Source organism: Bacteroides eggerthii, assembly GCF_025146565.1.
Taxonomy (GTDB): Bacteria; Bacteroidota; Bacteroidia; order Bacteroidales; family Bacteroidaceae; genus Bacteroides; species Bacteroides eggerthii.
Map to the genome: position 1 here is coordinate 3,352,213 of NZ_CP102258.1, position 21,660 is coordinate 3,373,872.

General features: G+C 46.3%; 22 protein-coding genes and 2 pseudogenes. 4 read left to right on the forward strand and 20 right to left on the reverse strand.

Going from position 1 to position 21,660, the window contains the following annotated elements; all coding sequences use genetic code 11:
* Positions 1-207: 207 nt before the first annotated feature.
* Together NQ546_RS13815 and NQ546_RS13820 are read left to right on the forward strand one after the other, a co-directional pair.
* Positions 208-768, forward strand: coding sequence for a hypothetical protein (locus NQ546_RS13815; RefSeq protein ID WP_004290493.1), 561 nt, complete (start codon positions 208-210; stop codon positions 766-768).
* A 45-nt stretch (positions 769-813) separates the two neighbouring features.
* Entirely contained in the window at positions 814-1,227 is a 414-nt protein-coding gene (locus tag NQ546_RS13820) for a hypothetical protein (protein ID WP_039953334.1), read from the forward strand.
* 90 nt (positions 1,228-1,317) lie between these two features.
* On the opposite strand, the gene NQ546_RS13825 is transcribed toward NQ546_RS13820, so the two are convergent.
* The 17 genes and pseudogenes from NQ546_RS13825 to NQ546_RS13905 form a co-directional block, all read right to left on the reverse strand.
* Positions 1,318-1,806, reverse strand: a complete 489-nt coding sequence (locus tag NQ546_RS13825) for a DUF3408 domain-containing protein (RefSeq protein WP_004290491.1) — start codon at positions 1,804-1,806, stop codon at positions 1,318-1,320.
* Between the two features lie 235 nt (positions 1,807-2,041).
* Positions 2,042-2,206: a hypothetical protein gene (locus tag NQ546_RS13830; protein ID WP_004290490.1), complete on the reverse strand. Its 165-nt coding sequence runs from the start codon at positions 2,204-2,206 to the stop codon at positions 2,042-2,044.
* Positions 2,207-2,574: 368 nt separating this feature from the next.
* Positions 2,575-2,676 (reverse strand): annotated as a pseudogene (locus tag NQ546_RS13835) (helix-turn-helix domain-containing protein); the annotation flags it as partial.
* 76 nt (positions 2,677-2,752) lie between these two features.
* Positions 2,753-3,169: a dihydrofolate reductase family protein gene (locus NQ546_RS13840; RefSeq protein WP_004290488.1), complete on the reverse strand. Its 417-nt coding sequence runs from the start codon at positions 3,167-3,169 to the stop codon at positions 2,753-2,755.
* Positions 3,170-3,449: 280 nt separating this feature from the next.
* A complete protein-coding gene (locus NQ546_RS13845) occupies positions 3,450-4,766 on the reverse strand; it encodes a sigma-54-dependent transcriptional regulator (RefSeq protein ID WP_004290487.1) in 1,317 nt (438 codons plus the stop codon).
* Positions 4,741-7,059: a hybrid sensor histidine kinase/response regulator gene (locus tag NQ546_RS13850; RefSeq protein ID WP_050764433.1), complete on the reverse strand. Its 2,319-nt coding sequence runs from the start codon at positions 7,057-7,059 to the stop codon at positions 4,741-4,743. Before NQ546_RS13850 ends, NQ546_RS13845 begins: the two co-directional genes overlap by 26 nt.
* 122 nt (positions 7,060-7,181) lie before the next feature.
* Positions 7,182-8,540: an efflux transporter outer membrane subunit gene (locus NQ546_RS13855; protein ID WP_004290485.1), complete on the reverse strand. Its 1,359-nt coding sequence runs from the start codon at positions 8,538-8,540 to the stop codon at positions 7,182-7,184.
* Positions 8,541-11,654, reverse strand: coding sequence for an efflux RND transporter permease subunit (locus NQ546_RS13860; RefSeq protein ID WP_004290484.1), 3,114 nt, complete (start codon positions 11,652-11,654; stop codon positions 8,541-8,543).
* Entirely contained in the window at positions 11,651-12,775 is a 1,125-nt protein-coding gene (locus tag NQ546_RS13865) for an efflux RND transporter periplasmic adaptor subunit (RefSeq protein ID WP_004290483.1), read from the reverse strand. Before NQ546_RS13865 ends, NQ546_RS13860 begins: the two co-directional genes overlap by 4 nt.
* Entirely contained in the window at positions 12,772-13,311 is a 540-nt protein-coding gene (locus tag NQ546_RS13870; protein WP_004290482.1) for a GNAT family N-acetyltransferase, read from the reverse strand. The genes NQ546_RS13865 and NQ546_RS13870 overlap by 4 nt, the downstream gene beginning before the upstream one ends.
* Before the next feature lie 218 nt (positions 13,312-13,529).
* Entirely contained in the window at positions 13,530-13,859 is a 330-nt protein-coding gene (locus NQ546_RS17420; protein ID WP_004290481.1) for a hypothetical protein, read from the reverse strand.
* Positions 13,847-14,368, reverse strand: a complete 522-nt coding sequence (locus NQ546_RS17425) for an alkaline phosphatase family protein (protein ID WP_004290480.1) — start codon at positions 14,366-14,368, stop codon at positions 13,847-13,849. The genes NQ546_RS17420 and NQ546_RS17425 overlap by 13 nt, the downstream gene beginning before the upstream one ends.
* Before the next feature lie 60 nt (positions 14,369-14,428).
* Positions 14,429-15,223 carry an LTA synthase family protein gene (locus NQ546_RS17430; RefSeq protein WP_004290479.1) on the reverse strand — a complete coding sequence of 265 codons (795 nt, stop codon included), beginning with the start codon at positions 15,221-15,223 and terminating at the stop codon, positions 14,429-14,431.
* Between the two features lie 81 nt (positions 15,224-15,304).
* Positions 15,305-15,463: a hypothetical protein gene (locus NQ546_RS13890; RefSeq protein ID WP_004290478.1), complete on the reverse strand. Its 159-nt coding sequence runs from the start codon at positions 15,461-15,463 to the stop codon at positions 15,305-15,307.
* A 207-nt stretch (positions 15,464-15,670) separates the two neighbouring features.
* The gene (locus tag NQ546_RS13895) at positions 15,671-15,823 is read right to left on the reverse strand and encodes a hypothetical protein (RefSeq protein ID WP_167319256.1); all 153 of its coding nucleotides are present in this window, start codon (positions 15,821-15,823) and stop codon (positions 15,671-15,673) included.
* A 5-nt stretch (positions 15,824-15,828) separates the two neighbouring features.
* Complete coding sequence (locus NQ546_RS13900; protein ID WP_004290477.1) at positions 15,829-16,656, reverse strand: hypothetical protein; 828 nt, start codon at positions 16,654-16,656, stop codon at positions 15,829-15,831.
* A 33-nt stretch (positions 16,657-16,689) separates the two neighbouring features.
* Positions 16,690-17,364 carry a porin family protein gene (locus tag NQ546_RS13905; RefSeq protein ID WP_004290476.1) on the reverse strand — a complete coding sequence of 225 codons (675 nt, stop codon included), beginning with the start codon at positions 17,362-17,364 and terminating at the stop codon, positions 16,690-16,692.
* Between the two features lie 296 nt (positions 17,365-17,660).
* On the opposite strand from NQ546_RS13905, the gene NQ546_RS13910 reads away from it, so the two are divergent.
* Entirely contained in the window at positions 17,661-18,752 is a 1,092-nt protein-coding gene (locus NQ546_RS13910; RefSeq protein ID WP_004290474.1) for a sensor histidine kinase, read from the forward strand.
* Entirely contained in the window at positions 18,733-19,488 is a 756-nt protein-coding gene (locus NQ546_RS13915) for a LytR/AlgR family response regulator transcription factor (RefSeq protein WP_004290472.1), read from the forward strand. The genes NQ546_RS13910 and NQ546_RS13915 overlap by 20 nt, the downstream gene beginning before the upstream one ends.
* Positions 19,489-19,575: 87 nt before the next feature.
* Here the strand turns inward: NQ546_RS13915 and NQ546_RS17450 are convergent.
* The 3 genes and pseudogenes from NQ546_RS17450 to NQ546_RS13925 form a co-directional block, all read right to left on the reverse strand.
* Positions 19,576-19,710 (reverse strand): annotated as a pseudogene (locus NQ546_RS17450) (PRTRC system ThiF family protein); the annotation flags it as partial.
* Between the two features lie 248 nt (positions 19,711-19,958).
* The gene (locus tag NQ546_RS13920) at positions 19,959-21,077 is read right to left on the reverse strand and encodes a site-specific integrase (protein ID WP_004290470.1); all 1,119 of its coding nucleotides are present in this window, start codon (positions 21,075-21,077) and stop codon (positions 19,959-19,961) included.
* Entirely contained in the window at positions 21,074-21,619 is a 546-nt protein-coding gene (locus NQ546_RS13925) for a helix-turn-helix domain-containing protein (RefSeq protein WP_039953250.1), read from the reverse strand. The genes NQ546_RS13920 and NQ546_RS13925 overlap by 4 nt, the downstream gene beginning before the upstream one ends.
* Positions 21,620-21,660: the final 41 nt, after the last annotated feature.

Genomic DNA, 21,660 nt, shown 5'->3' on the forward strand with positions numbered 1-21,660 from the left:
TGAAGCAAAGGTAGCCGTTCCCCACCGGGGCGCAAGGCCGGGCCCTGCGGGTCGGCGGGGAAAAAATCATCCTCACGCTCCGCGCTCCGGTATTTTTTCCTGCCGAGCCTTGACACCTTTCCGGCGGGAGAACGGCTGTAAGGCATACAAAGAAACAAGAGTGCCTGCACCACAGGCCGGATGTCTAACAGATAAAAATCAAAAGATATGGCAACAAAAGACGTGAAAGACTTCAACGGATGGTTCAACCGTTCATACGCGAGACTAAAAGAGAGTGTATCCCTTTACGGGAAAATTGACGAGGACGCATTCCATGACGCGTATCTGGCAGTAAGGAAACAGGTGATGTTCTCAAACAACGGAATAGAGGACTTGGAATCCTACTTCTTCGGATGCTATCGGAGAATCCTGCAATCGGGAACAAGGGAAGACAGCCGTTACGACAACCCCGGAGACGAGTATTTCATGAGACTGGGTGAGTCGGACTGCACGGAAGAGACGGAGGAACGGGAAGAGATGCTTACCGGGTGCGACAGGCTGGTAAGGGACATACAGAAGTTCCTCAGGCGGCACTTCTCCTACGAGGATTACAGGATATTCATGCTGCGGTTTTACGAGACCGGCAGCTCGTTCCGTACCATCGCCAGGCACATGGGCGAGAAAACATCGGTGGTAACACGCAGGGCACAGGCCATGATGGAGTCCGTCCGGGCGAACCGGAGATTCATTGCCCAAAGAAGACTGATCACGGCAGGCGAGGCGGCATGACAAGTATAATGACAGACAATGTATAACTATAAAATGCAAATGATTATGAAACTGACTATTTATGACAAGAGCAATTCACATCCGGCACTGTCCTACAAGGGAAAACGGATCATCACGGTATGTCGTGACGGCAGCATGTACCTGAGCAGGATGTTGAGCAGGGAACTGAACCTGCACGCCGGCAACCGTCTGGGAATCGCCAGGGACGATGACAGACCGAAAGACTGGTACATGTTCGTATCGGATGACGAGAACGGTTTTATGGTATGGAACGACCCGCGTTGCGCACGTTTCTCCAACAGCTTCATAGCCGGAATGATACTCGATGCCGCGAAGGTGGAGAAATGTGCCGGGTTTATGGTGGCGAGGGAGCCGGTGAAGGTGGACGGCAGACTCTGTTACAGGATAATACTCGACAACCCGATACCGAAAGGAACGAGAGTCACCGGTACGAGATAGGCACAAGGTCGTGAAAGAGAAAGCAGGGGCATTCGGCAGCAGGAAGAGATTCCTACTGTCGGGTGTCCCTTTTCTCATGTGAACGGAATATCATAACGGCTTCAGGTTGATGCGGCTGCTGTAGATGGCGTTCAACTCGTCACGGTACTGTTCCAGGTGGGCCGAGAGGATATTGTCTATATAGCACGAGATGCTGACGGTCGGCGCTACCACGGAAAGCAGGGTGCGCACCCGTTCGTAGTTGTCACTGCTGACATAGGTTTGGCGGCGCTCCCTTACAACGTTGTTATCAAACAGATGTTCGGGATAATCCTGCAAGCCGTTCTTTTTCCGGCGTGTTTTCTCCCGGAGGACCGGGGTCGGTACTTCTTCACCGGAGGATGTGTTAGAATCCTCCACCTTATCAAGTTTGGCAGAAACCCCGGAACGGTTTTCCGTTTCCGATTCCTTGCAATCTTCTTTTGGGGAGCCGGCAGCGTTGTCTCCATAAATTTTTTCCATGACGGCGGTAGGGATGTCACCCGTCATCATGCTGCGTATCTGCTCCTCGTTGATTTTAACCTCTTTTCTCTTTACCATAATTCCATATTTTAGATAGTTGGACAATTATTTTCCGGCAGTCTTGTATTTTCTTCACGTCATGAATGTAACAATACGGCCATTACCGCATGTGAATATCGCTTAACGGGTATATACATCCACTAAGTAAGTCGGTCATGTATCCAAGCCCCCACGTGTTCCGTCCGGCATTAAGCCGGTCACGCATTCACACATGGGAGAGTGGTCGCATTGTCATGTACTTGCATGTGACCGTTCACCCGTTACCCGATGGCCGGGTGTAATAATACACCCCGTACCTGATGCGCACTTGGATACTTGTGTGAACGGATACATTCGGACATGCGGCAAAATAACGATAAAATATCCGGATTGCCACTATCATGGCGGCCAGCTGACGGTCTGTGACACCGTATGTCATCCTGTTACACCGCCCAAGTGTCCCGATAGCTCCGGTTTTGGGTATTCAAGGAGTGATAAAGATGGCGGCGGAAGGGTTTTATTGGCGGGAAGCTGTTTATCCACCATATTTCGATTTCTCGGAAGAAAAATTCATGTTCAAACGAACATGGCAAGTTGTGTTTTGGGGCACCCGAAATTATTTCAGGCACCCCAAAACAACTTGCCGCTCGCCTGAAGGCTCGGGACGGGCTCCACTCCGAAGTCGTTGCGCCTGAAGGCGGAAAATCAGGAACAATAATTTGAAAATTGGTCACTGTAATCCATAGGCTGTCTCTCAAAAAATGGCCACTATTGAAAAAGGGAATGAACTTTATTCGTGTTTTTAATCTACTTCAGCCCGTATTTCTTCATCTTCCGATACAGTGTTGCGGAATTTATTTTCAGTAACCGCGCCGCTTGTTCTCGATGTCCGTTGCATATTTGCAGGCTTATATAATGAATTTATCTCTACAAACTCGTCTTTTAATGCTAATACTAATACGAAATAGAACCCCTCTCATTCAAGTTATATCCTGCATGGATTACGGTAAATCAGGCAGCAGATACCGTTGGAAAAAGCTGTGACTTTATGTAACTGCCATTGTCGGGAAGGAAGAATGTCCTGTACGGAATTTCCCTTTCCCATGGAATAAGGAAACAGATAAATAATAAGCTCATCCACAAGGTTGTAATGGAATAGCCCACGCAGAAGTTCAAGGGATTCTGTATCATGAACTTCTGCCAGATAGGTAAAAGAAACGGTTTTGCTGTCTTTCTCGCAAATTAAATCCAGTATGGAGTGAGGTAAGATCCAGGCATTGCAGTGTTCCCGCCAATGAACAAACCCTTTTCTGTGGGTCATTACCCATTGCGTCAGCACGTTGTCGGTTTCCGGCAGGAATCCGTCCAGTGTCATTGCTGTTGTTGCCTGTATCTTTGCCATGCCATCTGTAAAAAGGAGCGTGGTTATCACGCACTCAGACAGAGGCTCTGGTAAAGCCTAAAGGAGAATACGCAATACCACGCTATGACAAAGCATAGCATAAGCATTACGCAATCATTCTCCTTTAACGTCAATTTTCCAGATTTCTGTCTGAGAAGCTTGCGCTCTTATGTTATATATAAACAGCGACTGCCACATGGACAGTATGCCGCCTTTTTCACTATTTAAGTACAAAAATAAAGATATCCAGCGACATTTGCACTATTTTTAGCCGTCAAATTCATTTCAACCCGTATTTCTTCATCTTCCTGTACAGTGTGGCAGGGTTGATGTTCAGTATTCTCGCCGCCTGTTCCCGATGCCCGTCACAGGCATTGAGAGCCCTGATAATGTTTTCTTTCTCAAACGCTTCACCTTTCAGGGGCCGGATTGCAGGCATATTCGTTTCCTCATCCAAACAGGTATCGGCTGCAATGTCAAGCCCGTCCATATCCAGCATCGGCGTTTCCGCAATAAGCACGGCTCGTTTGATACGGTTTTGCAGTTCACGCACGTTGCCCGGCCACCGGTAGGCAAGCATCCTGCGTTTGGCATCCTCCGTAAATCCTTGTGTCTCCCTTGTCAGTTCTTTCGAGAAGCGTTCGCGGAAAAACTCCGCCAACGGGAGGATGTCTTCCGGGCACTCTTCCAGGGATGGCTGCCGGATCTCAAACTCGTTCAGACGGTGGTAAAGGTCTTCCCTGAACCGTCCCTCCTTGATGGCCTGTTCCATATTCTCGTTTGTCGCGGAAATGACCCTGACATCCGAAATCCGTTCCCAGCCGCTACCAATCGGGGTATATACATTCTCCTGCAATACCCGGAGGAGCATGGATTGGATTTCATGCGGCATCGTGCCTATCTCGTCAAGGAACAACGTGCCGCCTTTCGCCAGGTCGAAATATCCGCTCTTTGCCATGTCCGCCCCGGTGAACGCGCCTTTCTCGTACCCGAAGAACAATGAAGCGGCCAGTTCACGGGGCAATGCACCACAGTTTACGGCGACAAAAGGCTTGCCGTATCGTTCGCTATTGTTATGGATGGTCTGCGCCACCGACTCCTTGCCGGTCCCGTTGGCCCCGAGTATCATTACGGACATATCGGACGGGGCAACCAGCCTGGCAAACTTTTCCACTTTCAGTAGCATGGGGCTTGTGCGGTGAAACAACTGCCGTTCCTGCTTTCTCACGGTGGCTACCGGATGGAACACATCTTCCGCCAGTTCCAGCAGGTGATCCCTGTGCACAGGTTTGGGCAGGTAGTCCCTGGCTCCCAGTTTGATGGTACGCACAACGTCCGGAACGGAAACGTATTCGGTCGTTATGATGAACGGGATGTCTTTCTTCTCCTTGCGCAGCCATTCCAAAAGGGAAATGCCGTCGCCTTCGGGCAACCGTACGTCCGACAATATAAGGTCGAACTGCATCCGGCGTATCAACGAGCGGGCTATCGGCTCGCTCATGGCTGTCATCGCTTCATAACCGGCCCGGGAAAGCCAATCTTTCTGTATTTGCGACAGCCCCACGTTGTCTTCAACTATCAGTATCTTCCGTTTCATTCGTCAGTCTTTCTATCTCGGCTTCCGCCGCCTTGATGAGCATGGCGGTGCTATCTATTATCTGCCGGGTATATTCGTTTAACTCTTTGTCGCTTGTTTCACTGTCTTTCAATAAAGTCCGGTAAGCCAGCAGGGGTTCCGCCATCCGTAGGAATTCCCACATCGGTTGCATCCTGTGGGTTATTTCACGCAACTTCTGCCGGCCGCCGGCTCTTATGGCGGCCTCAAGTTCCTCCTTGTCCTTTTCCGACTGGGATATGAAGGAAAGCAGGGCCTTGTGCTTGTCGCTGACCTCGGAGAGTACCATGCTGAAATCAACCTTTTGCTCCCATCGATCTGTTCTTATCCTCGAAAGCAAACCGAGTAGTTCCGAAGAAGAAAACGGTTTATAGATGTAGTCTGTAAATCCGGCATGGAGAAAAGCGTCTTTGTCTCTGTCTCCACGTGCTGTCATGGCTACAATAGGGATAGTATGGGAGTTTCTGATGTTCGAGTTGCGCAATAAGGTTAGTAAATCAAAACCGTTGGTACCCGGCATTTGAATGTCGGAAAGCAACAAGTCATAATCCTTGCCCCGCATCGCCTTGACCACTTCCTTGGAGGTTACGCAGGTCGTACAATTCATCCCGTTACGCTCCAACATCTCTTTTATCACATTCAACAGCATCGTGTCGTCATCAATGACAAGTACATTCCGAGGCAAATGTGCCGGATGTGGGATTATCAGGCTTTCGCTCTCTACCGTTTCATCCGTGGTTTTCAATGGAAGTGTCACGCGGAACGTGCTACCCTGGTCAATGCCGCTCGTCACGTCTATTGTCCCGCCAAGCAGGTTGACAAGACCTTTTGTTATCGGCAGACCCAATCCGAAACCTTCCGTGTTCCTGACGGAACCCAACCGTTCAAACGGGCGGAAGATACGTGAAAGCGCATCTTCACTCATGCCTATGCCGGTATCCTTGATTTCCAATACTAATTCACCTTCATTATAACGGGCATTCAAACTGATAGTGCCGGTTTCCGTAAATTTAACGGCATTGCTGAGCAGGTTGTCCAAAATCTGTTCGATACGGTCCACGTCACCGCAAAGCTTGACATCGGTACCGATAAAATCGTGACTGAATAGGATGCCTTTGTTATTGACCACATGGGAAAAGCCAAAAGCAATACGTTCCAACAGGGCGCTCAGGTTGAACGGCACATCGTTGCGGGTTTCTTTTGCCTCGTTCAGACGGTACACGTCCAGCAGGTTGTTGAGCAGGTGTACAACGTGCCGGCACACGATCCTGATGTTATTCAGGTGCGTGTTCCTTCGCTTCTTTTCACGGGTATCCATGGCAAGTTCCGCGCTGCCACTGATGACGTTCAGAGGAGCACGAATGTCATGGGAAATTGTCAAGATGATATTCTTCCGCATCTCCAGCAATGCGATGTTTTGTTCTATCGTTTCTTCCAGATGCTTCCTGTTTTTTGCCTTGACCTTAATATCCCGTTGTATGACAAGATACGAAATGAACAATAGAATGATTGAGAATATAATCAAGCCGGTAATGACAAAAGTCGAATGTTCATAGGATGCTTTCAGACGCTTTTCTTTGCTCCTAAATGCGTTCCATGTTTGCTCGTCCAGACTTGTAATAAGTAAACGCAATTTCCGGTTAAGTTCTTTATTGCACAACCGTAGGCTGTCTGTATAAGTTTCTATGTCCCGTTTCCGTTTATTCAACAACGAGATCAGTTCCTTATCCGGTGCGCTTTGCCTGGTTGTAAGAGCCGGCATCTGTACGGTTTCCTTGCCGCCGAAGAATCCGGCGATACCTTTCTTCTTTCGGGTAACGGTCCGGGTGGTTGTCTGTGTCGTTACAGTCGGTTTTTGATGGAATAGAAGGCTATCCGTTTTCTTTTGTTCTCGGGTCGCTTCCATTATTTGAAACAGATGGTCTTCTTTGGCTGCTAACAATGTACGAAGAGAATCTATCTGTTCGGGTTGTATGAAGTCCTTGCATTGTATACGTAATGTTTGCAGCATGGAATCAGTCCGTACACGTCGTTCCCGATAAGCCAGGGAATCCTCATCGTTCCATACCATGACGGATTCACCGTAAGTTACTAACGTGGTCACATAGCGGTGGGCGGTATTGATATTGTGCTGGGTTTGAAAAATAGCGATTGATTCATTCTCTATTTTCTGTACACGACTACGCTCGTGCAGAACAATAGCGACCATGCTACCGATGATCGCCATTAAAAGGAAATATCCCACAAATATCTTATGCTGCAAAAGTATTTTCATTGGCTTGATATCTTTACAATCCAAATATTGCTTTCGTACAATATCTACATGCGGCAGAATCACGAAAAATATCCGAGATGAATAAAACTAATAATAATTTCAAATTTTTCTATTTATTGCAGTTACATTCCTCCTCCCAACGCATGGTAAAGTTTAATTATACTTTGTATGCGTTCAAAACGAGTTTGTAACTGTTGCACTTCCGCTTCGAGAAGAGACTGTTTGGCGGTCAGCACTTCCAGATAGGTGGTATTGGAATGACGCATCAGCGATTCTGTCTTTCGCACAGCATCGCATAATGTTTCAACCTGCCGAGCATTGATTTCAATTTGCGATTTTGCCGTCTGCCATGCGGTCAGAGCATCGTTCACTTCCTTTCCTGCGTTCAGTAATGATTGCCGGAACAACAGTTTGGCTTCTTCCTGACGGCTTTTGGCTATCTTCAAGTTGGCGATGTTTACGCCCCGGTTGAATAACGGCTGTGTCAGGGAACCGATGGCATTAAGTAACCATTGTCCGGGATTTACGATTACGCCACCGCCGTTATTAGTCCATCCAAGAATTCCCGAGAGGGTAATATTGGGATAGAAGGCGGCACGGGCCGCATTGGTGGCGTAGAATGCTTGCGCCAGTTCCATTTCAGCCTGACGCACGTCGGGACGGTTGGAAAGCAGTTGCAAAGGGACTCCGATCGAGACAGTATCGGGGAAAGCAGCCTCGGCCAGATCACTTCGTCCAATCGAGTGTGACGGCATGGCAAGTATCGCAGACAGGGCGTTTTCTGTTTCGGAAATACTCTTGCGTATGGATAACAGGGATGCTTCGAGTCGCATCACGTTCGCCTTTGCCTGCAATACGCCGGCCTCGTTTGATTTCCCCACTTTTTTCAACGCTTCAAGAGTGCGTACGGTAGTCCGCCAGTTCTCCAAAGTCCGGTTACTTATTGTCATTTGTGCGTCAAGCATGGCAAGGGTGTAGTAACTGTCTGCAATAGTGGCGACAAGCTGTGTCTGTACGGCCTGCCGGTAGGCACGGCTTCCTTGCAATGCGGCGGCTGCACCACGCTTTGCCGCCGTAAGTTTGCCGAAGATGTCCAGTTCCCAACTTGCCGACGCTCCCACATTATATGTTTTTGCCGTTGCCCCGTCATGTTTATTGGCATTACCTTCGGCAGTCAGTCCCAGTGATGGAAGATATGATAGTCTGGCAGTCATCAGGGCGGCTTCTGCCGCTTCCACACGCAACCGTGCCACATTGAGGTCTGTGTTCCGTTCAAGTCCCGTTTCAATCAAGGACTGGAGTTTCGGGTCGGTAAACATCTCCCGCCACGACAGGGGCGCTATGTTCGTTGTATCAATGTCCGTTGGTACGTCCCGATACAGATTCTCCGTTGAGAGGTCAGGGCGATGATACCGGCTGTATGTACCACAACTGACAAACATCCATCCCGACAATATGATATATATTACTGTCTTCTTCATTTAATTATGCTTAACACGTTCTTGGATATATTGGAATACAATAAACAGTGACGGCACAAGGAACAACAGAGCCAAAGTACCGACAATCATTCCGCCGATTACACCTGTGGCAAGCGAACGGCTGCCATTGGCACCCACGCCGTGAGCCATCATCAGCGGGATAAGACCGAACACCATGGACAACACGGTCATCAATATGGGGCGCAGGCGGACTTTTGCCGCACTGTATGCCGCCTGTGCCAGCGTCATGCCTTCCGACCGCCGCTTGCCGGCGTATTCGGTAAGCAGGATGGCTGTCTTGGCAAGCAGGCCGATAATCATGATCAGTCCAGTCTGCATATAGATGTTGTTCTCCAGTCCGAACAGCCATGCAAACAGGAAGCTGCCCATCAGTCCGCAAGGCACGGACAATAATACGGCAAACGGAATGAATGCACTTTCATAGAGAGCGCATAATATCAAGTATATCAAGACCATGCAGAGCACGAATATTAACGAGGCATTGTTGGTAGTCTTGCTCTCCTCGCGAGACAGACCTCCGAACTCGTAGCTGCAAGTGGCAGGAAGTACCTCACGTGCAGTCTCTCCGATAGCCTTAATTACCTGACCGGAGCTGTAACCCGATGCAGGAGAGCCATTGATGGATATGGCGTTGAAAAGATTGAACCGTGTAAGGTCGGAAGGACCGTTGGTTTTGGTCAGACGCACGAACTGGCTCAGTGGTGCCATACTGCCATCAACGGTACGCACGTACATCAGATTGAGCGATTCAGTATTTATGCGGTACTCTGCCGGCGCCTGCATGGTGACATGATAGAGTTTGGAAAATCGGTTGAAGTCCGATACATACGAACCGGTATAATATCCGGAAAGCGTGGACAGCACATCGGCCGGAGAGACGCCCGACTGTTCGCATTTCGCTGCGTCAATGTCCACCCAATACTGGGGATAGTCAGTGGCAAAGGACGAATAGACTTCACCTATTTCGGGACGGCGGAACAGTGCCTCTACGAATTTATCCGCTTCCTTCTTGAATGCGGCAATGTCTCCTCCCGTTTTGTCCTGCAAGTAGAGTTCAAAACCGTTACCCATGCCGTAACCTGCAATCATCGGTGGCGACATGGCGAATACTGTAGCATCGGAAATGTCAGAGGTACCGGCATAAATCTTGCCTATCACGCCATCCACCGACTGCCCTTCGCCCTTGCGCTGGTCCCAGTCCTTGAGTGTCATGAAATACATGGCCTGCGAAGGACCGGAACCGCTGAACGAAAATCCTGCCACCGCTCCGCTGTATTCAATCTCGCCGATGCTGTCAAGACGGCTGTTGATACGCTCCATTACTTTGTTTGTCTGAGCCATGGAGGAGCCGGGCTTCGTGTTCATGCTCACCATTACCGTTCCGGTGTCCTCCTGCGGGATAAGCCCCGTTTTCGTCACATTGACAAACAAGACCAGCAGCCCGAATGAGACAGCAATAGTGCCCCACAATAGCCACCTGCGATGGATGATATATAGTACCGCGCGTACATAACGGCGACTCAAACGGTCGAAGACAGCATTGAACGCTTTACGGAAGCGTGCCGCAAAATTATTCTTCGTGTTTCCATGTTCGTCGATATAAGGTTTCAGGAACAAAGCACACAACGCAGGTGAGAGGGTGAATGCATTGACCGCCGAGATGCCCACGGCAACCGCCATCGTGATGCCGAACTGGGCATAGAAAGCCCCGGAAGTGCCGCCCATCATTGCCACAGGGATAAACACTGCCATGAAAATAATGGTAGAAGTCAGGATGGCCGACGAAACGCCTTTCATCGCATCATCAGCGGCAAGTACAGGCGACTGATAACCCTCGTCGAACTTAGCCTGCACAGCCTCCACCACCACGATGGCATCATCCACCACCGTACCTATAGCAAGCACAAGGGCAAAAAGTGTGAGCAGGTTGATGGAAAAGCCTATCATGGACATCACAGCGAACGTACCGATAATGGAGACGAAAATGGATATCGTAGGAATAAGCGTGGACTTAATATCTTGCAAAAACACATATACCACCACGATAACCAGAAGTATCGCTTCAATAAGTGTCCGGATGACAGAATTGATAGAGGCGTACAAGAACTTGTTGGTATCGGTAAGCACCACGAACTCAGCCCCTTCCGGCAGGTCGCGCTTCAAGTCATCAAGTACCTCATGAATTTCATTGATGGTGCTTGATGCGTTGGAACCGGCTTTCTGGTTGATAAGCATTATAGCCGCCGGATGGCCATTCACTTCGGTAGAATAGTTATAATATTCATCGCCGAGTTCCACGTTAGCCACATCTTTCAGCCGCAGCACGTCACCACCGGGCAGGGACTTGATTACCAGTTCGCCGAACTCTTTCGCTGTAGAGAGACGTCCACGATACTTCATCGTGTATTCATTGGCCGTAGGATGATTGGCTCCGAACGAACCGGTGGCAGCCTCAATATTCTGTTTGGCCAAGACGGATGATATATCATCGGGAATCAGTCCGTATTGTGCCATCTTGTCGGGACGCAGCCAAAGGCGCATACTGTAGTTGGAGCCGAACAGTTGCGTCTTCCCCACACCGCCGATACGCTTTAACTTCGGTTCCACATTGATCTTTACGTAATTGTTGAGAAATGTCTGGTCAAAACGGTCATCGGGAGAATAAAGTGCAAATGTCAGCAGCTCGGCGTTCTGCTGTTTCTCGGTGGTGACACCGGTCTTGGTGGCTTCTGCCGGAAGCTGGCTTAACACGCCGTTGACGCGGTTTTGCACATTTACCGCCGCCATATCGGCATTGGCCCCCTGCTTGAAATAGATGTTGATGGAAGCATCGCCCGTATTGGAGGCCGTGGAGGTCATATAGGTCATGTCCTCCACACCATTGATGGCTTCTTCCAAAGGAACTATTACAGCTTTCTGCACCGTCTCTGCATTGGCACCGGGATAGGTGGCCCACACGTTGATGGTAGGTGGGGCTATGTCCGGATATTGCTCCACCGGAAGAGTGAATGCCGAGATAACCCCCATCAGTACAATTACTACAGAGATAACGCCCGAAAGCACCGGGCGGTCTATAAAAAAGCGCAGGTTCATGGGGCTACGGTTTTAGGTGTGACAATCATTCCTTCTTTTACAAGACCTACACCTTCGGCAATGATGGTGTCTCCAACCGACAACCCTTGCTTCACAACGAAGTGATTGCCGTCGTTCAGACGGTCCACGGTCAGGTAGGCAGCTTCGGCCTTTCCGTTTTTCAGGCGGTAGGCGATAACCTTGTCCTGTAGTTCCACGGTGGCAGTCATGGGAATAAGGATGGCATCCGCATTCAATCCTTGTATAACCACGTTGCCAATGGTTCCGCTCAGCAGTTCATGATCGGGGTTAGGGAACAACGCCTTTATCTGTACCGCGCCGGTGGTGGGATTCACCACACCGCTGACGGTTTCTACATATCCTTTCTTCCCATAGAGAGTGCCGTCATTCAGTTGCAGGCTGACTTCCGGCATTTCGGAAATCATCTTGTCAATTGAGCCGTATCGTGCCCTTAACTGGCGTAGTTTGTTTTCGGATACGGAAAAATAGACGTACATCTCCGAATTGTCAAACACCACTGTGAACGGCTGTGTCATGTTGGGACTGACAAGTGCACCAATACGGAAAGGTAGTGTACCTACTACTCCGTTGCTTGGGCTTTTTATTTCGGTATATGAAAGATTGTTGCGGGCATCCGTTTCTTGTGCCTTTGCCTGTTCGAGTTCGGCTAGTGCCACAGCCAGTTGGTTTCGGGCAAGGGAAAGGTCGTATTCGGATATGACCTTCTCATCAAACAAGGCTTGCTTGCCTTGCAGTTCGATTTGTGCTGTTTCTGTTTTCGCCTGCGCCGCGCTGACGTTGGCTTGTGCCGTGCGTAATGCCGCCCGATAGGGCACTTGGTCTATGATAGCCAGCACCTGTCCGTTTTTTACCTGTTCGCCCTCTTTCACGCACAGGCGCATGATGCGGCCCAACACCTGGGGCATGATGTCCACATCTTGCCGTCCGCGGATGGAAGCAGAATACATTTCCTGAAATTCAACCGGCTGGGAAGAAACCACCATAACGGGCAATGTCTGTCCTGTTTCCATCCCTTTCTGTTTCGGTTTGCAGGCTGTCAGTGAAACAGCCAGGAGGGTCGTTGCCGTGATACCGGCAATCCATGTTTGTCGATTCATCATTTGTTTTTATAGTTTTTCCATTCTTTATTCAATACCGCATAGATACAAGTGTCCTCATACTTTGGTGTCCCATCGGGGTGGCATACAAACGAAATGAACTCCTTCATACATCCTTCGTTCCTCATCTCGAGTCGTTCGCACAATCTTTTCGACCGCAGATTGTCATCTTCTACAAATCCGTAAACGCGCCGTGCATCGGCTTCATGGAAAAGGTAATCCAGAAAACCTGTTGCCGCTTCGTATGCAAGTCCTTTTCCCTCAAAGCGTTGGTTGAAGTGCCAGCCTACACTATATGTATCTGCATATTCGCGCAGAGCGAAAACATCACCGATGATGAAATCGTCCTCCTGCAGACACACGGCATAACGCAACATATCTTTGGAGGAATGGAACATGTAGGCCAACGCTGATTCCTCGGAAGACAAACGGTCGCCAACAAAGCAATTGACACGCGGACGGGAGAGGTATTCCAACAACCCTTCGGCATCCTTCTTCTGAAAGTTCCTAATGATAAGATGTTCTGTTCTAATAATCATATATAGAATAAATTTTAGGTGCAAAAGTATTCCGTATCCAGCATGGCAACAATCAGAATACAATCGAAGCAACCAAATTGGTTTCTGAAGTACCCCAAAAAGCTTTTGAAACGTATAAACCTTATAAGTCTTTCAACTTGTCAAAACGAATAATCCTATCGGAAATCACCGGGGAGCGGCGTATCCGTAAAAGTTCATCCTCGGATATATGCAAGGTATCACCTTACTATTTTTCTTTTCGGACTGATGGCAATGCCCGGCTTTCGAGGTTCAAGAATGCTTTCTCCAATGCCACTCCAGCGAAATTTTTCCAGACCAAGCAAGTTTAGAAGCGTAGGATATATATCAATCTGCCCCATTACTTGGGGATAGTGCATCGGTACAGGAGAGTTCAATACGATGAATGGAGTGAACTCGTTTTCGGGAATTATTCCTTTCCCAGCCTTTGTATGACACAGTTCTTTCCGGTGATCTGCCAAGCCTTCGTGGTCGCCGATTATCACAACTATGGTACGTTCATATTCGGGACGGGTTTTCAGATATTCCACGAATTTCCCGATAGCTTCGTCTGTATAATGCGCACAGTCATATAATCTGCCATGATTTCGGGAATCCGATTAGAGAAATGAACGGTCTTAAGCGATTCGGGCATCTTGAACGGTGAATGACCGGAATAAGTGACCATCTGAATAAATACGTTTTCACCGGAGTGCCAAACTTCTCCTTTTTCAATCTTTTCCCTGCATTGGGCAAAAAATGCCTTATCACCCAGTCGCTTCCGATTTCCGAATGACAGAAACATTCGGAAATCGGGATAAGAGATAATAGTATCTATTCCGAAACTCCGTGCCACTGCTCCTTGGTTCCATGTCTTTGTCTTGTCCACCGTGAGAAGATAGTTACGTGCGCCTTTCAGCTCCTTCATAGCTTTGGGCAAAGTGTGGTATGTATTGAAAGGGAAACGGCAACTGTATGCGCCGGTCTGCAATGGCAACAGACCGGCAAGCATAAGCAACTGGGCGTCAATGGAACGCCCTCCGTTGACTTGTGTTAGCACATGGGGCGCATACAGCGTAGACGGTTCTTTGAGGAGCTTGTTAAGGTAAGGTGTGATTTCCTAATTTTCGACCGTAAGATTCAATACCCAACTTTCCAGTGATTCAGCCAAAATAAGGATGCAGTTATCCCTGTATTCAATCTCCGGTACGGGAACGAGCGATGGTCTCCCGGAAAGCCAGGTATGAATCTCACGCTCCTGTTCTTCTGTAAGTTCGGGAAACTCCTCCGCATAGTCAAAATAAAGTGTGCCGAACAGTGTGTAGAGTGGTGGACCACTGGCATGTTGATGTGCGGATGACTTCAATGTTCTGTATATCGCAATGAGACCTCCTCGGGCGGATAAATTGATACTTAACAGGGCACACGAAGAAATCAGTAATACAACGTATATCCGTCTGCTAAATCGGAATGTGATTTTCTGCCGACAACATATCCGAAATGTAAGGAATACGGTGACGACAGTCGAAATAGGGAACAACCAATCGCACCATCTTAATGAGGTGGTCACGCTTGGCAGGAAGTCTGCAAGATTTCCCGCCAACATATAACTTGACAGAGGTATGGCTGAAAAGTAAGTACGGTAATACATCAGGTTGGCAACCATCCATATATCCAGCATAGCCATGACAAGTATCCCTGCCGCAATATGCCTTATCAATATATAAGGGAGAGACAACAGAAGGGTTGCCACAAAAGCAGTGGCATACGACTCCCAGCATGAAAAAGGTGTAAAGGTGGTATAATAACACCATATTGCATTGAACAGAAGAAACTTGAAAAATATTCCTGCTATTGGAATGACGGACAGCATACTGTTGCCCGTGACATTCCTTTCTTGTTTATTGATTATCATAAACGTTTATTATATTCTATTCGGTTATTTGTTACCAGACACGGGGCGATAGTGTCCTGCTTCATAATAGTTCTTTGTCATCTATATTGGTTTGATTTTTTTTTCTTGTTCTTTTCGTGGCTCATACAATGCCTTTTCATTTAGGAGGGTGTCAGGCTTGGCACCGAGCATCCATAAAAAATGAGGAAATGGTAATACCAGTTTTACGCGTTTTACGGTATTGTTTTTTGCTTCTTCCATATTTCTTTAGTATAATGTAACTATTATCCACAGCAGTATGGGCGGCAGCCTGTCATGCAAGCAGCTAATACAAAAACTATTGCCAGTACAACAAGGATGGTTGATTTACTTTTTTTGATTTTCCATTACTAATTTCGTTTTTAGTTAAATAAAGACAGATTGTGTCGATTCTACGATTGATTTCTTTTGTTTACAACTATTATCGGGTCATTTTATGGGGTGCTTAATAGTCACCGTCACTTGTTCTGCCTTGTTGGACGGATTATATAGCAGATGGCTACACGAACCCATACATACCACATATCCACATAGCAGAATCCATACTGTGATAACTGTTATTTTGCTTTTTTTCTGTTTCATGTTTATCAATGATTAAAGAATAAACCTTTCAGGATTTGCTGGAACATCCCACCAAAATCAGCGTTTATTTCGCTGCCGTTATGCTTATACGACGGACGTATTATCGGCACAGTCCATTGCTGGTGGAACAAGTTGTTGCCATAACACCTCATGCCCATATCCATTGTCCATCGTTCTGCCAAATCAAAAGACAGATAACCACCATAATGATAGCCGTCTAAATACCTCTTCGGCTTCATATCCAACATGTATGTGCGATAATATGTACCAAAGAGATGAAGCGATGTTTTGGGATAGAATTGATAGGAAACATCGGTTCCAATCCCGAATGTATTGCTACTCGAACGAGGAATACTCAGTTTGTGCGCATAGAGGCTTATGCCAAATTCCCATCTGTAGTTTGGAGAATACGCCGTTTTAACTTCAGCGTAATTCGATACGCCAACTCCTATGATGTTTTCTTGTCTGCCACGTCCCCAAACATCTATCTTGTCAAACCGATGAATAATCCCACCAACGCTATATTCGCCTTTATGTAAGGATGAATGACCAACAGGAAAATTCAATGTGCAATCAGGGTGAAAATTCAAAAGCATTTCAGGCTTCTTGGAAATGATATCAAAATGTGAAGACAGAAATGACTTTCCATATTCAAAAGACGGCAGTTTGGTTGTATCTATGCCCAATACAATCCGTTTTGTATGGTCAGGGGACAGCATAGGGTTTTCTTGCCCGTATAATCGGGAGCAAATGGACAACATAGCCATGATAATGAGAACCACACTATATGCCGTCAGATTAATACCGCAAATTTTCAATTTCTGTTTCCACATAACGGTTCTTATAGTATAAACTTATACCCTTTTTCAGAATATATAAGCGCAGGATGCCACAAATGTCCTGTTCTTACTGTCCACACCACTCTTGTTTATATTCTTCATCCCCCAATCATAGCCAATGGAAAACTGGACATGGCGGGCAATCTCAGTTCCGGCACGGAATCCCATCCCCCAATCGAAGCGATTGAGCATCTTGTCACTGAACACATTGCCTGCCATCTCTTTTGTCGTGGCAGTTCCCTTATCGGGAGTGATGGTCTCTTTTGCTTTACCAAACAGGCCGATGTTAAAATATGGTCCGGCATTGATGAACAAACTGACGTTCCGTCCTACGGAAAACTTGTAACCGATATGGACAGGAATATTCAGGTAGTAAGGGATACATTTATTGTCCCAACTAAAACCCGATGACGGCTTGTCCGTTTTTTCTCCTACAGAGGAGTTATAGTTACCGTCGTAATAGTATCCCGGACTCTTCCAGCCATGTGAAGAGAGCATCAATCCAAAGTCCATGTAAAGGCCTTTTGTCACTATAGGAAGCCCAAGCTCTCCCTTTACACCGACATGAAAACCGGACTGAGATTTGTAACCACTTGGAGAACTGAGGTTGTAACCTCCTGTCACCCCCACTCTGAAATCTTGCGCTTTCGTCGCCATGCAGAATGGCAGGGCGAGAAGCAATGTCAATAGAATTTTCTTCATACTGAAATTAATTATTTATGACGCAAAATTATCCGTAGTCATTTAGTCGTAATAGCGGAATCGGAATGAAACGGAAGAATCTGTGTCCGAACCGACTGAATCGACCATCCAAATTTTCCAAAGGCCGAACTTCCAGAATTGTCACTTCAATGGATATAGGAGGTAGCATACTGCCCGTTTCAACATTCATTTTCATCACTTCAAGGGTAATTTTATCCGTTTCAGTCGGTTTTATTCTATCAACTAAAGATGTAAAGCCCTATCTTTGCGGAATATGAAGTAACTTTGTATCCGATATGACCAACGAGAATATGATAATAATGAATTGGAAGAACGGTCTGTTGTTATCGACCGTTTCCTATATGCTCTACCTCATTCTGTGGTTTATACTCGATAATGAAACCGCCGGCCAATTGCCAGAGATGACGGTAGCCGATTATATCATTGATTATCTGTTTTGTATGCTGTTTACCTACATCTCTTTAGGATTTTCCTTTTTGGTCTTTAGGATATTGCCATTTAGGACATCTTATATGTGGGTGATTGTCTATGCTTCCTGCCTTTTTACCCTGAACAACGTTGTCGCATTCGGCATGATTTCTTTGTTCAACTTCTTATGGGGTGAAAACGGCAATGGGCTTCTTGACGAACTTATCAACATGAAAGGCGCATATACTTTTGCCATGATATCCACATTCTTGTCAAGCATCTATGCCAACACGTTCTATCTTCAGTCGTACATCAAGGCACGCGATGAGAAACAGACACTTGAAATGGCATTGATGAAAGAAAAGGAGATAGCCTTGCAGTCACAGCTCAATTCTCTTAAACTGCAAATCAATCCGCATTTCATGTTCAACAACTTCAACAACCTGCTGGAACTGATTGAAGAAGATACCGGACTTGCCGGAAAATTCCTAAGCCATCTGTTGAAAGTGTATAGATACATCATTACCAATCTGGACAGGAATCTGATACCTGTCGCGGACGAAATCAAGTTTCTTGATTCATATTTGTACTTGATGAAAGTGCGCCACGACGAAGGTGTCATTGCAAAAGTAAGTCCGGGCGTCAGACAATGCAAAGGTTTTCTTCCTCCGGCTGTATTGCAGCTTCTTGTGGAAAACGCAATAAAACATAACAGCTTTTCATCTGAACATCCGTTGGTCATCGACATAAAGCTGTCCGATGATTACATAACTGTCTGCAACCTTAAGCTACCTTTGATATCCCCAATCGAATCAACTGGTTTAGGACTTAAAAATATCACAGAACGATATGTTTTGCTTTGTGATAAAAAGGTCAAGATAGAGAATGCCGAAAACTTCTATTCGGTAAGTCTGCCCATTATAAAAAACATCATTCCTTATGAAAATACTGATTCTTGAAGACGAACAGCGTAATGCCAAACGCCTCATAAGACTACTGAACGACATTGACAGAACATTTGTTATCGAAGGTCCGCTTGCCAGCATCAGAGAGACAGTCGAATTCTTTCAATCCGGTAAAAACACAGACCTCATCCTTGCGGATATCCGTCTGACTGACGGTCTGAGTTTCGAAGCTCTCAAATATGCCCCGGCAACCGTACCCATCATATTTACCACCGCATACGATGAATATGCGGTACAGGCATTCAAGTTCAACAGTTTCGACTATCTTCTGAAACCATTGGACTCTGATGAACTTGAAGCGGCCATTGACAAGGCGGCCAAAACCGGTAAGAATTATACCGACGAAAACCTGCAACAGCTTTTTGATGCCTTACAGAAAAACCGATTCCGCTATCGGGAGCGTTTCCTGCTTCCTTACCGTGACGGATATAAGACCGTACGCGTTTCGGACATCAACCACATCGAAACAGAAAACAAGATTGTATATCTCCGTCTTAACAACGGCACTTCCGAAGTGGTCAATGTGTCAATGGATGAACTTGAACACCAACTGAATCCCGACTATTTCTTCCGGGCAAACCGCCAATATATTATCAATGTAGAGCACGTTTTGTTCCTCGGTAATTATTTTGGAGGAAAGTTGATTATCCGTTTGAAAGGTTATCCGAAGACGGAAATACAAGTGAGTAAGGAAAAGGCGCAGAGGCTTAAGGAATGGATTGACAGATAATTATTAACATGTGCGTAAAGTGAAATTATGTTCGTTTAAATTTGATTCTTACAAAATTTGCATTTGGCTCATCCTCTTTTAAACAAGTTATATCATTATCGGATTCGCTTTCATCGTTTCTAAATTAAGGAACAGCCCGTGATGTTCCAACATCCCGTTACGGAACATCTTCCACAAGATATTGCAGCCGAGTTGCGCCAACGTGGATTCAATGGACAACTCGGAATGGGATTTGCCGCATTAATTAGGAAAATATGAAATAAGGTTTATCGGAATTGCCCGTTGAACCTGCTATTGCCAGTTAAAATTACAATAAGAAAAATTGCAGATAAACAAAAAAATACTATCTTTGCAGTGTAATAAAAGTGTTCTTTAGACTTAATGCAAAACATGGCGAATATACGTAGTTCGCTCGTTTCTAAACCGTTACCTATCACAGCATAAATATCCTATAATTGTTTGTATTTCAATTAGAAAGGAAAACTTGAATGTCTTCCGCAATGGAAGGTGATATGTTTCTTGATGCCGGATGCTTCTATCCATACTTTCAAAGGACGGGAAATCCAAGAGGCATCTGTCAATCCCTCAAAAACGAGCGCTTCATCATTACTTGGGCGTTCACCACATAGCTGAAGAGCTTGTTGGATGACTGGTTTATAATCGGGGCGTTTTGTTTTTTGCTGAATCACAATCGCTTGCCATGTACCTTTGCTTGTCTGTTGAATCTGCTGCCACTTCAATGACTGAATATCACTATGTCGCAATCCTGTAAGGATAGAAAACAAGAACGCACGTTTCAAAACGTCATCTTTACAAGGAGTATCAACCAACATTTGTACTTCATTCATAGTAAGTGCAACACGAGGCGTCTCTATGTTTGTTATTCCTTTTACTTTTGCGCTGATGTCAACCGTCAGATATTCATCAACGAACGCCTGCTTCAATCCGGCTTTGAGGATGGAGAAATAGGTGGATGCCGTGTTCTGTGAGATTGTTCCTTTCTTATTGCCTCCCATCGGAGCACGTAACAGGAACATCTTGATGTCTTCAAGTAGTTTTACGGAAATCGTCTTAAACGGAATCGGGTTGCCTTGCGAATAGATTTTCAATAATTCTCCCACACGGGTCCAGTTGACTATGATTGAATTAGAGCTATTGGGATGCCGTTTGCTGATGATGCCATTGAAGTACTTGATAAAGTCCTGTTCGCTTCGTTCATTTTGTGCCGCGATTTCGTTTTCCTTATCAGTGTAGAGGACTGCACTGTCATATTCGTGTTGGCGTAACTTACGCACATTGTCGGCATAGATACAAGCCTCTTGGTCTATCGTTGAACGGCATTGGATGATTCCATTCAAATCACGCTTAGGCTTATAGTTGAATGTTCCATCCGGCAAGATACGTGCAATGGACGACTTGTCCCAAACAGGTGTGGATATAGTCCGGTTAATAGATTCCACCACACGGCTTGCCCGTTTAGAACCTCGCTTGTAAACCGGATAAGACTCTATAATCAGATACCACTCTTCTTTGTAATTCGACCTTCTGAGCTTGACGGTCACCTTGGTATTAGGTAATGCTTTCTTCATAACGACTTATATAATTTATCAATTTCAGATTTGGGAACATACACATAGTTACCGATTTGGCGTGTAGGAATAGAATGACGGCGTATGTGCTTAAAGACACTGCTGTCATTGATATGGAACTTCTTGGCAATCTCTCCGATGGTGTAACAGTCTTTGGGCTCAAAAGACAATGCTTCCTTTTTTCTCTTTCTACTTCCAGCCTTTGTTTTGAAGTGTTCATCCATATAATGCCGACTAAGGCGTGTCAGACGTTGCCCAAAATTGTATGATGGTATCAATCCCTGCCGTATCATACGATAAAGTACATCTTTGCTAATACCGTAAATCAGCATAGACTCTTTAACTGTCAGATACCCCTTACTGGATGGTATTCGCCTGACTAATGCTTGACGTATCGCCTCTTTCTCCTTTGCGATTTGCCTTTTCTTGTACGCCCTTTTGGAACAAGCAGGACAACAATACTTTGACATCAATGTGGGAGGAGTAAAGATTTTACCGCACTCCTCACAACTTCTTTGAATGGTGTAATTTCCTCTTGGCATATTCTTCTCGTTTTAAATGGTTTATGTCAATCTAAGTTGTA

What these genes read in the sequence shown, in the direction of transcription:
- NQ546_RS13890 (WP_004290478.1), bottom strand. Translation starts at nt 15,463, where the DNA reads ATGGAAGAAGCAAAAAACAATACCGTAAAACGCGTAAAACTGGTATTA.
- NQ546_RS13840 (WP_004290488.1), bottom strand. Translation starts at nt 3,169, where the DNA reads ATGGCAAAGATACAGGCAACAACAGCAATGACACTGGACGGATTCCTG.
- NQ546_RS13915 (WP_004290472.1), top strand. Translation starts at nt 18,733, where the DNA reads ATGAAAATACTGATTCTTGAAGACGAACAGCGTAATGCCAAACGCCTC.
- NQ546_RS13870 (WP_004290482.1), bottom strand. Translation starts at nt 13,311, where the DNA reads ATGATTATTAGAACAGAACATCTTATCATTAGGAACTTTCAGAAGAAG.
- NQ546_RS13860 (WP_004290484.1), bottom strand. Translation starts at nt 11,654, where the DNA reads ATGAACCTGCGCTTTTTTATAGACCGCCCGGTGCTTTCGGGCGTTATC.
- NQ546_RS13895 (WP_167319256.1), bottom strand. Translation starts at nt 15,823, where the DNA reads ATGAAACAGAAAAAAAGCAAAATAACAGTTATCACAGTATGGATTCTG.
- NQ546_RS13815 (WP_004290493.1), top strand. Translation starts at nt 208, where the DNA reads ATGGCAACAAAAGACGTGAAAGACTTCAACGGATGGTTCAACCGTTCA.
- NQ546_RS17430 (WP_004290479.1), bottom strand. Translation starts at nt 15,223, where the DNA reads ATGATAATCAATAAACAAGAAAGGAATGTCACGGGCAACAGTATGCTG.
- NQ546_RS13925 (WP_039953250.1), bottom strand. Translation starts at nt 21,619, where the DNA reads ATGCCAAGAGGAAATTACACCATTCAAAGAAGTTGTGAGGAGTGCGGT.
- NQ546_RS13920 (WP_004290470.1), bottom strand. Translation starts at nt 21,077, where the DNA reads ATGAAGAAAGCATTACCTAATACCAAGGTGACCGTCAAGCTCAGAAGG.
- NQ546_RS13825 (WP_004290491.1), bottom strand. Translation starts at nt 1,806, where the DNA reads ATGGTAAAGAGAAAAGAGGTTAAAATCAACGAGGAGCAGATACGCAGC.
- NQ546_RS13855 (WP_004290485.1), bottom strand. Translation starts at nt 8,540, where the DNA reads ATGAAGAAGACAGTAATATATATCATATTGTCGGGATGGATGTTTGTC.
- NQ546_RS13850 (WP_050764433.1), bottom strand. Translation starts at nt 7,059, where the DNA reads ATGAAAATACTTTTGCAGCATAAGATATTTGTGGGATATTTCCTTTTA.
- NQ546_RS13845 (WP_004290487.1), bottom strand. Translation starts at nt 4,766, where the DNA reads ATGAAACGGAAGATACTGATAGTTGAAGACAACGTGGGGCTGTCGCAA.
- NQ546_RS13820 (WP_039953334.1), top strand. Translation starts at nt 814, where the DNA reads ATGAAACTGACTATTTATGACAAGAGCAATTCACATCCGGCACTGTCC.
- NQ546_RS13900 (WP_004290477.1), bottom strand. Translation starts at nt 16,656, where the DNA reads ATGTGGAAACAGAAATTGAAAATTTGCGGTATTAATCTGACGGCATAT.
- NQ546_RS13865 (WP_004290483.1), bottom strand. Translation starts at nt 12,775, where the DNA reads ATGATGAATCGACAAACATGGATTGCCGGTATCACGGCAACGACCCTC.
- NQ546_RS13910 (WP_004290474.1), top strand. Translation starts at nt 17,661, where the DNA reads ATGACCAACGAGAATATGATAATAATGAATTGGAAGAACGGTCTGTTG.
- NQ546_RS13905 (WP_004290476.1), bottom strand. Translation starts at nt 17,364, where the DNA reads ATGAAGAAAATTCTATTGACATTGCTTCTCGCCCTGCCATTCTGCATG.
- NQ546_RS13830 (WP_004290490.1), bottom strand. Translation starts at nt 2,206, where the DNA reads ATGACATACGGTGTCACAGACCGTCAGCTGGCCGCCATGATAGTGGCA.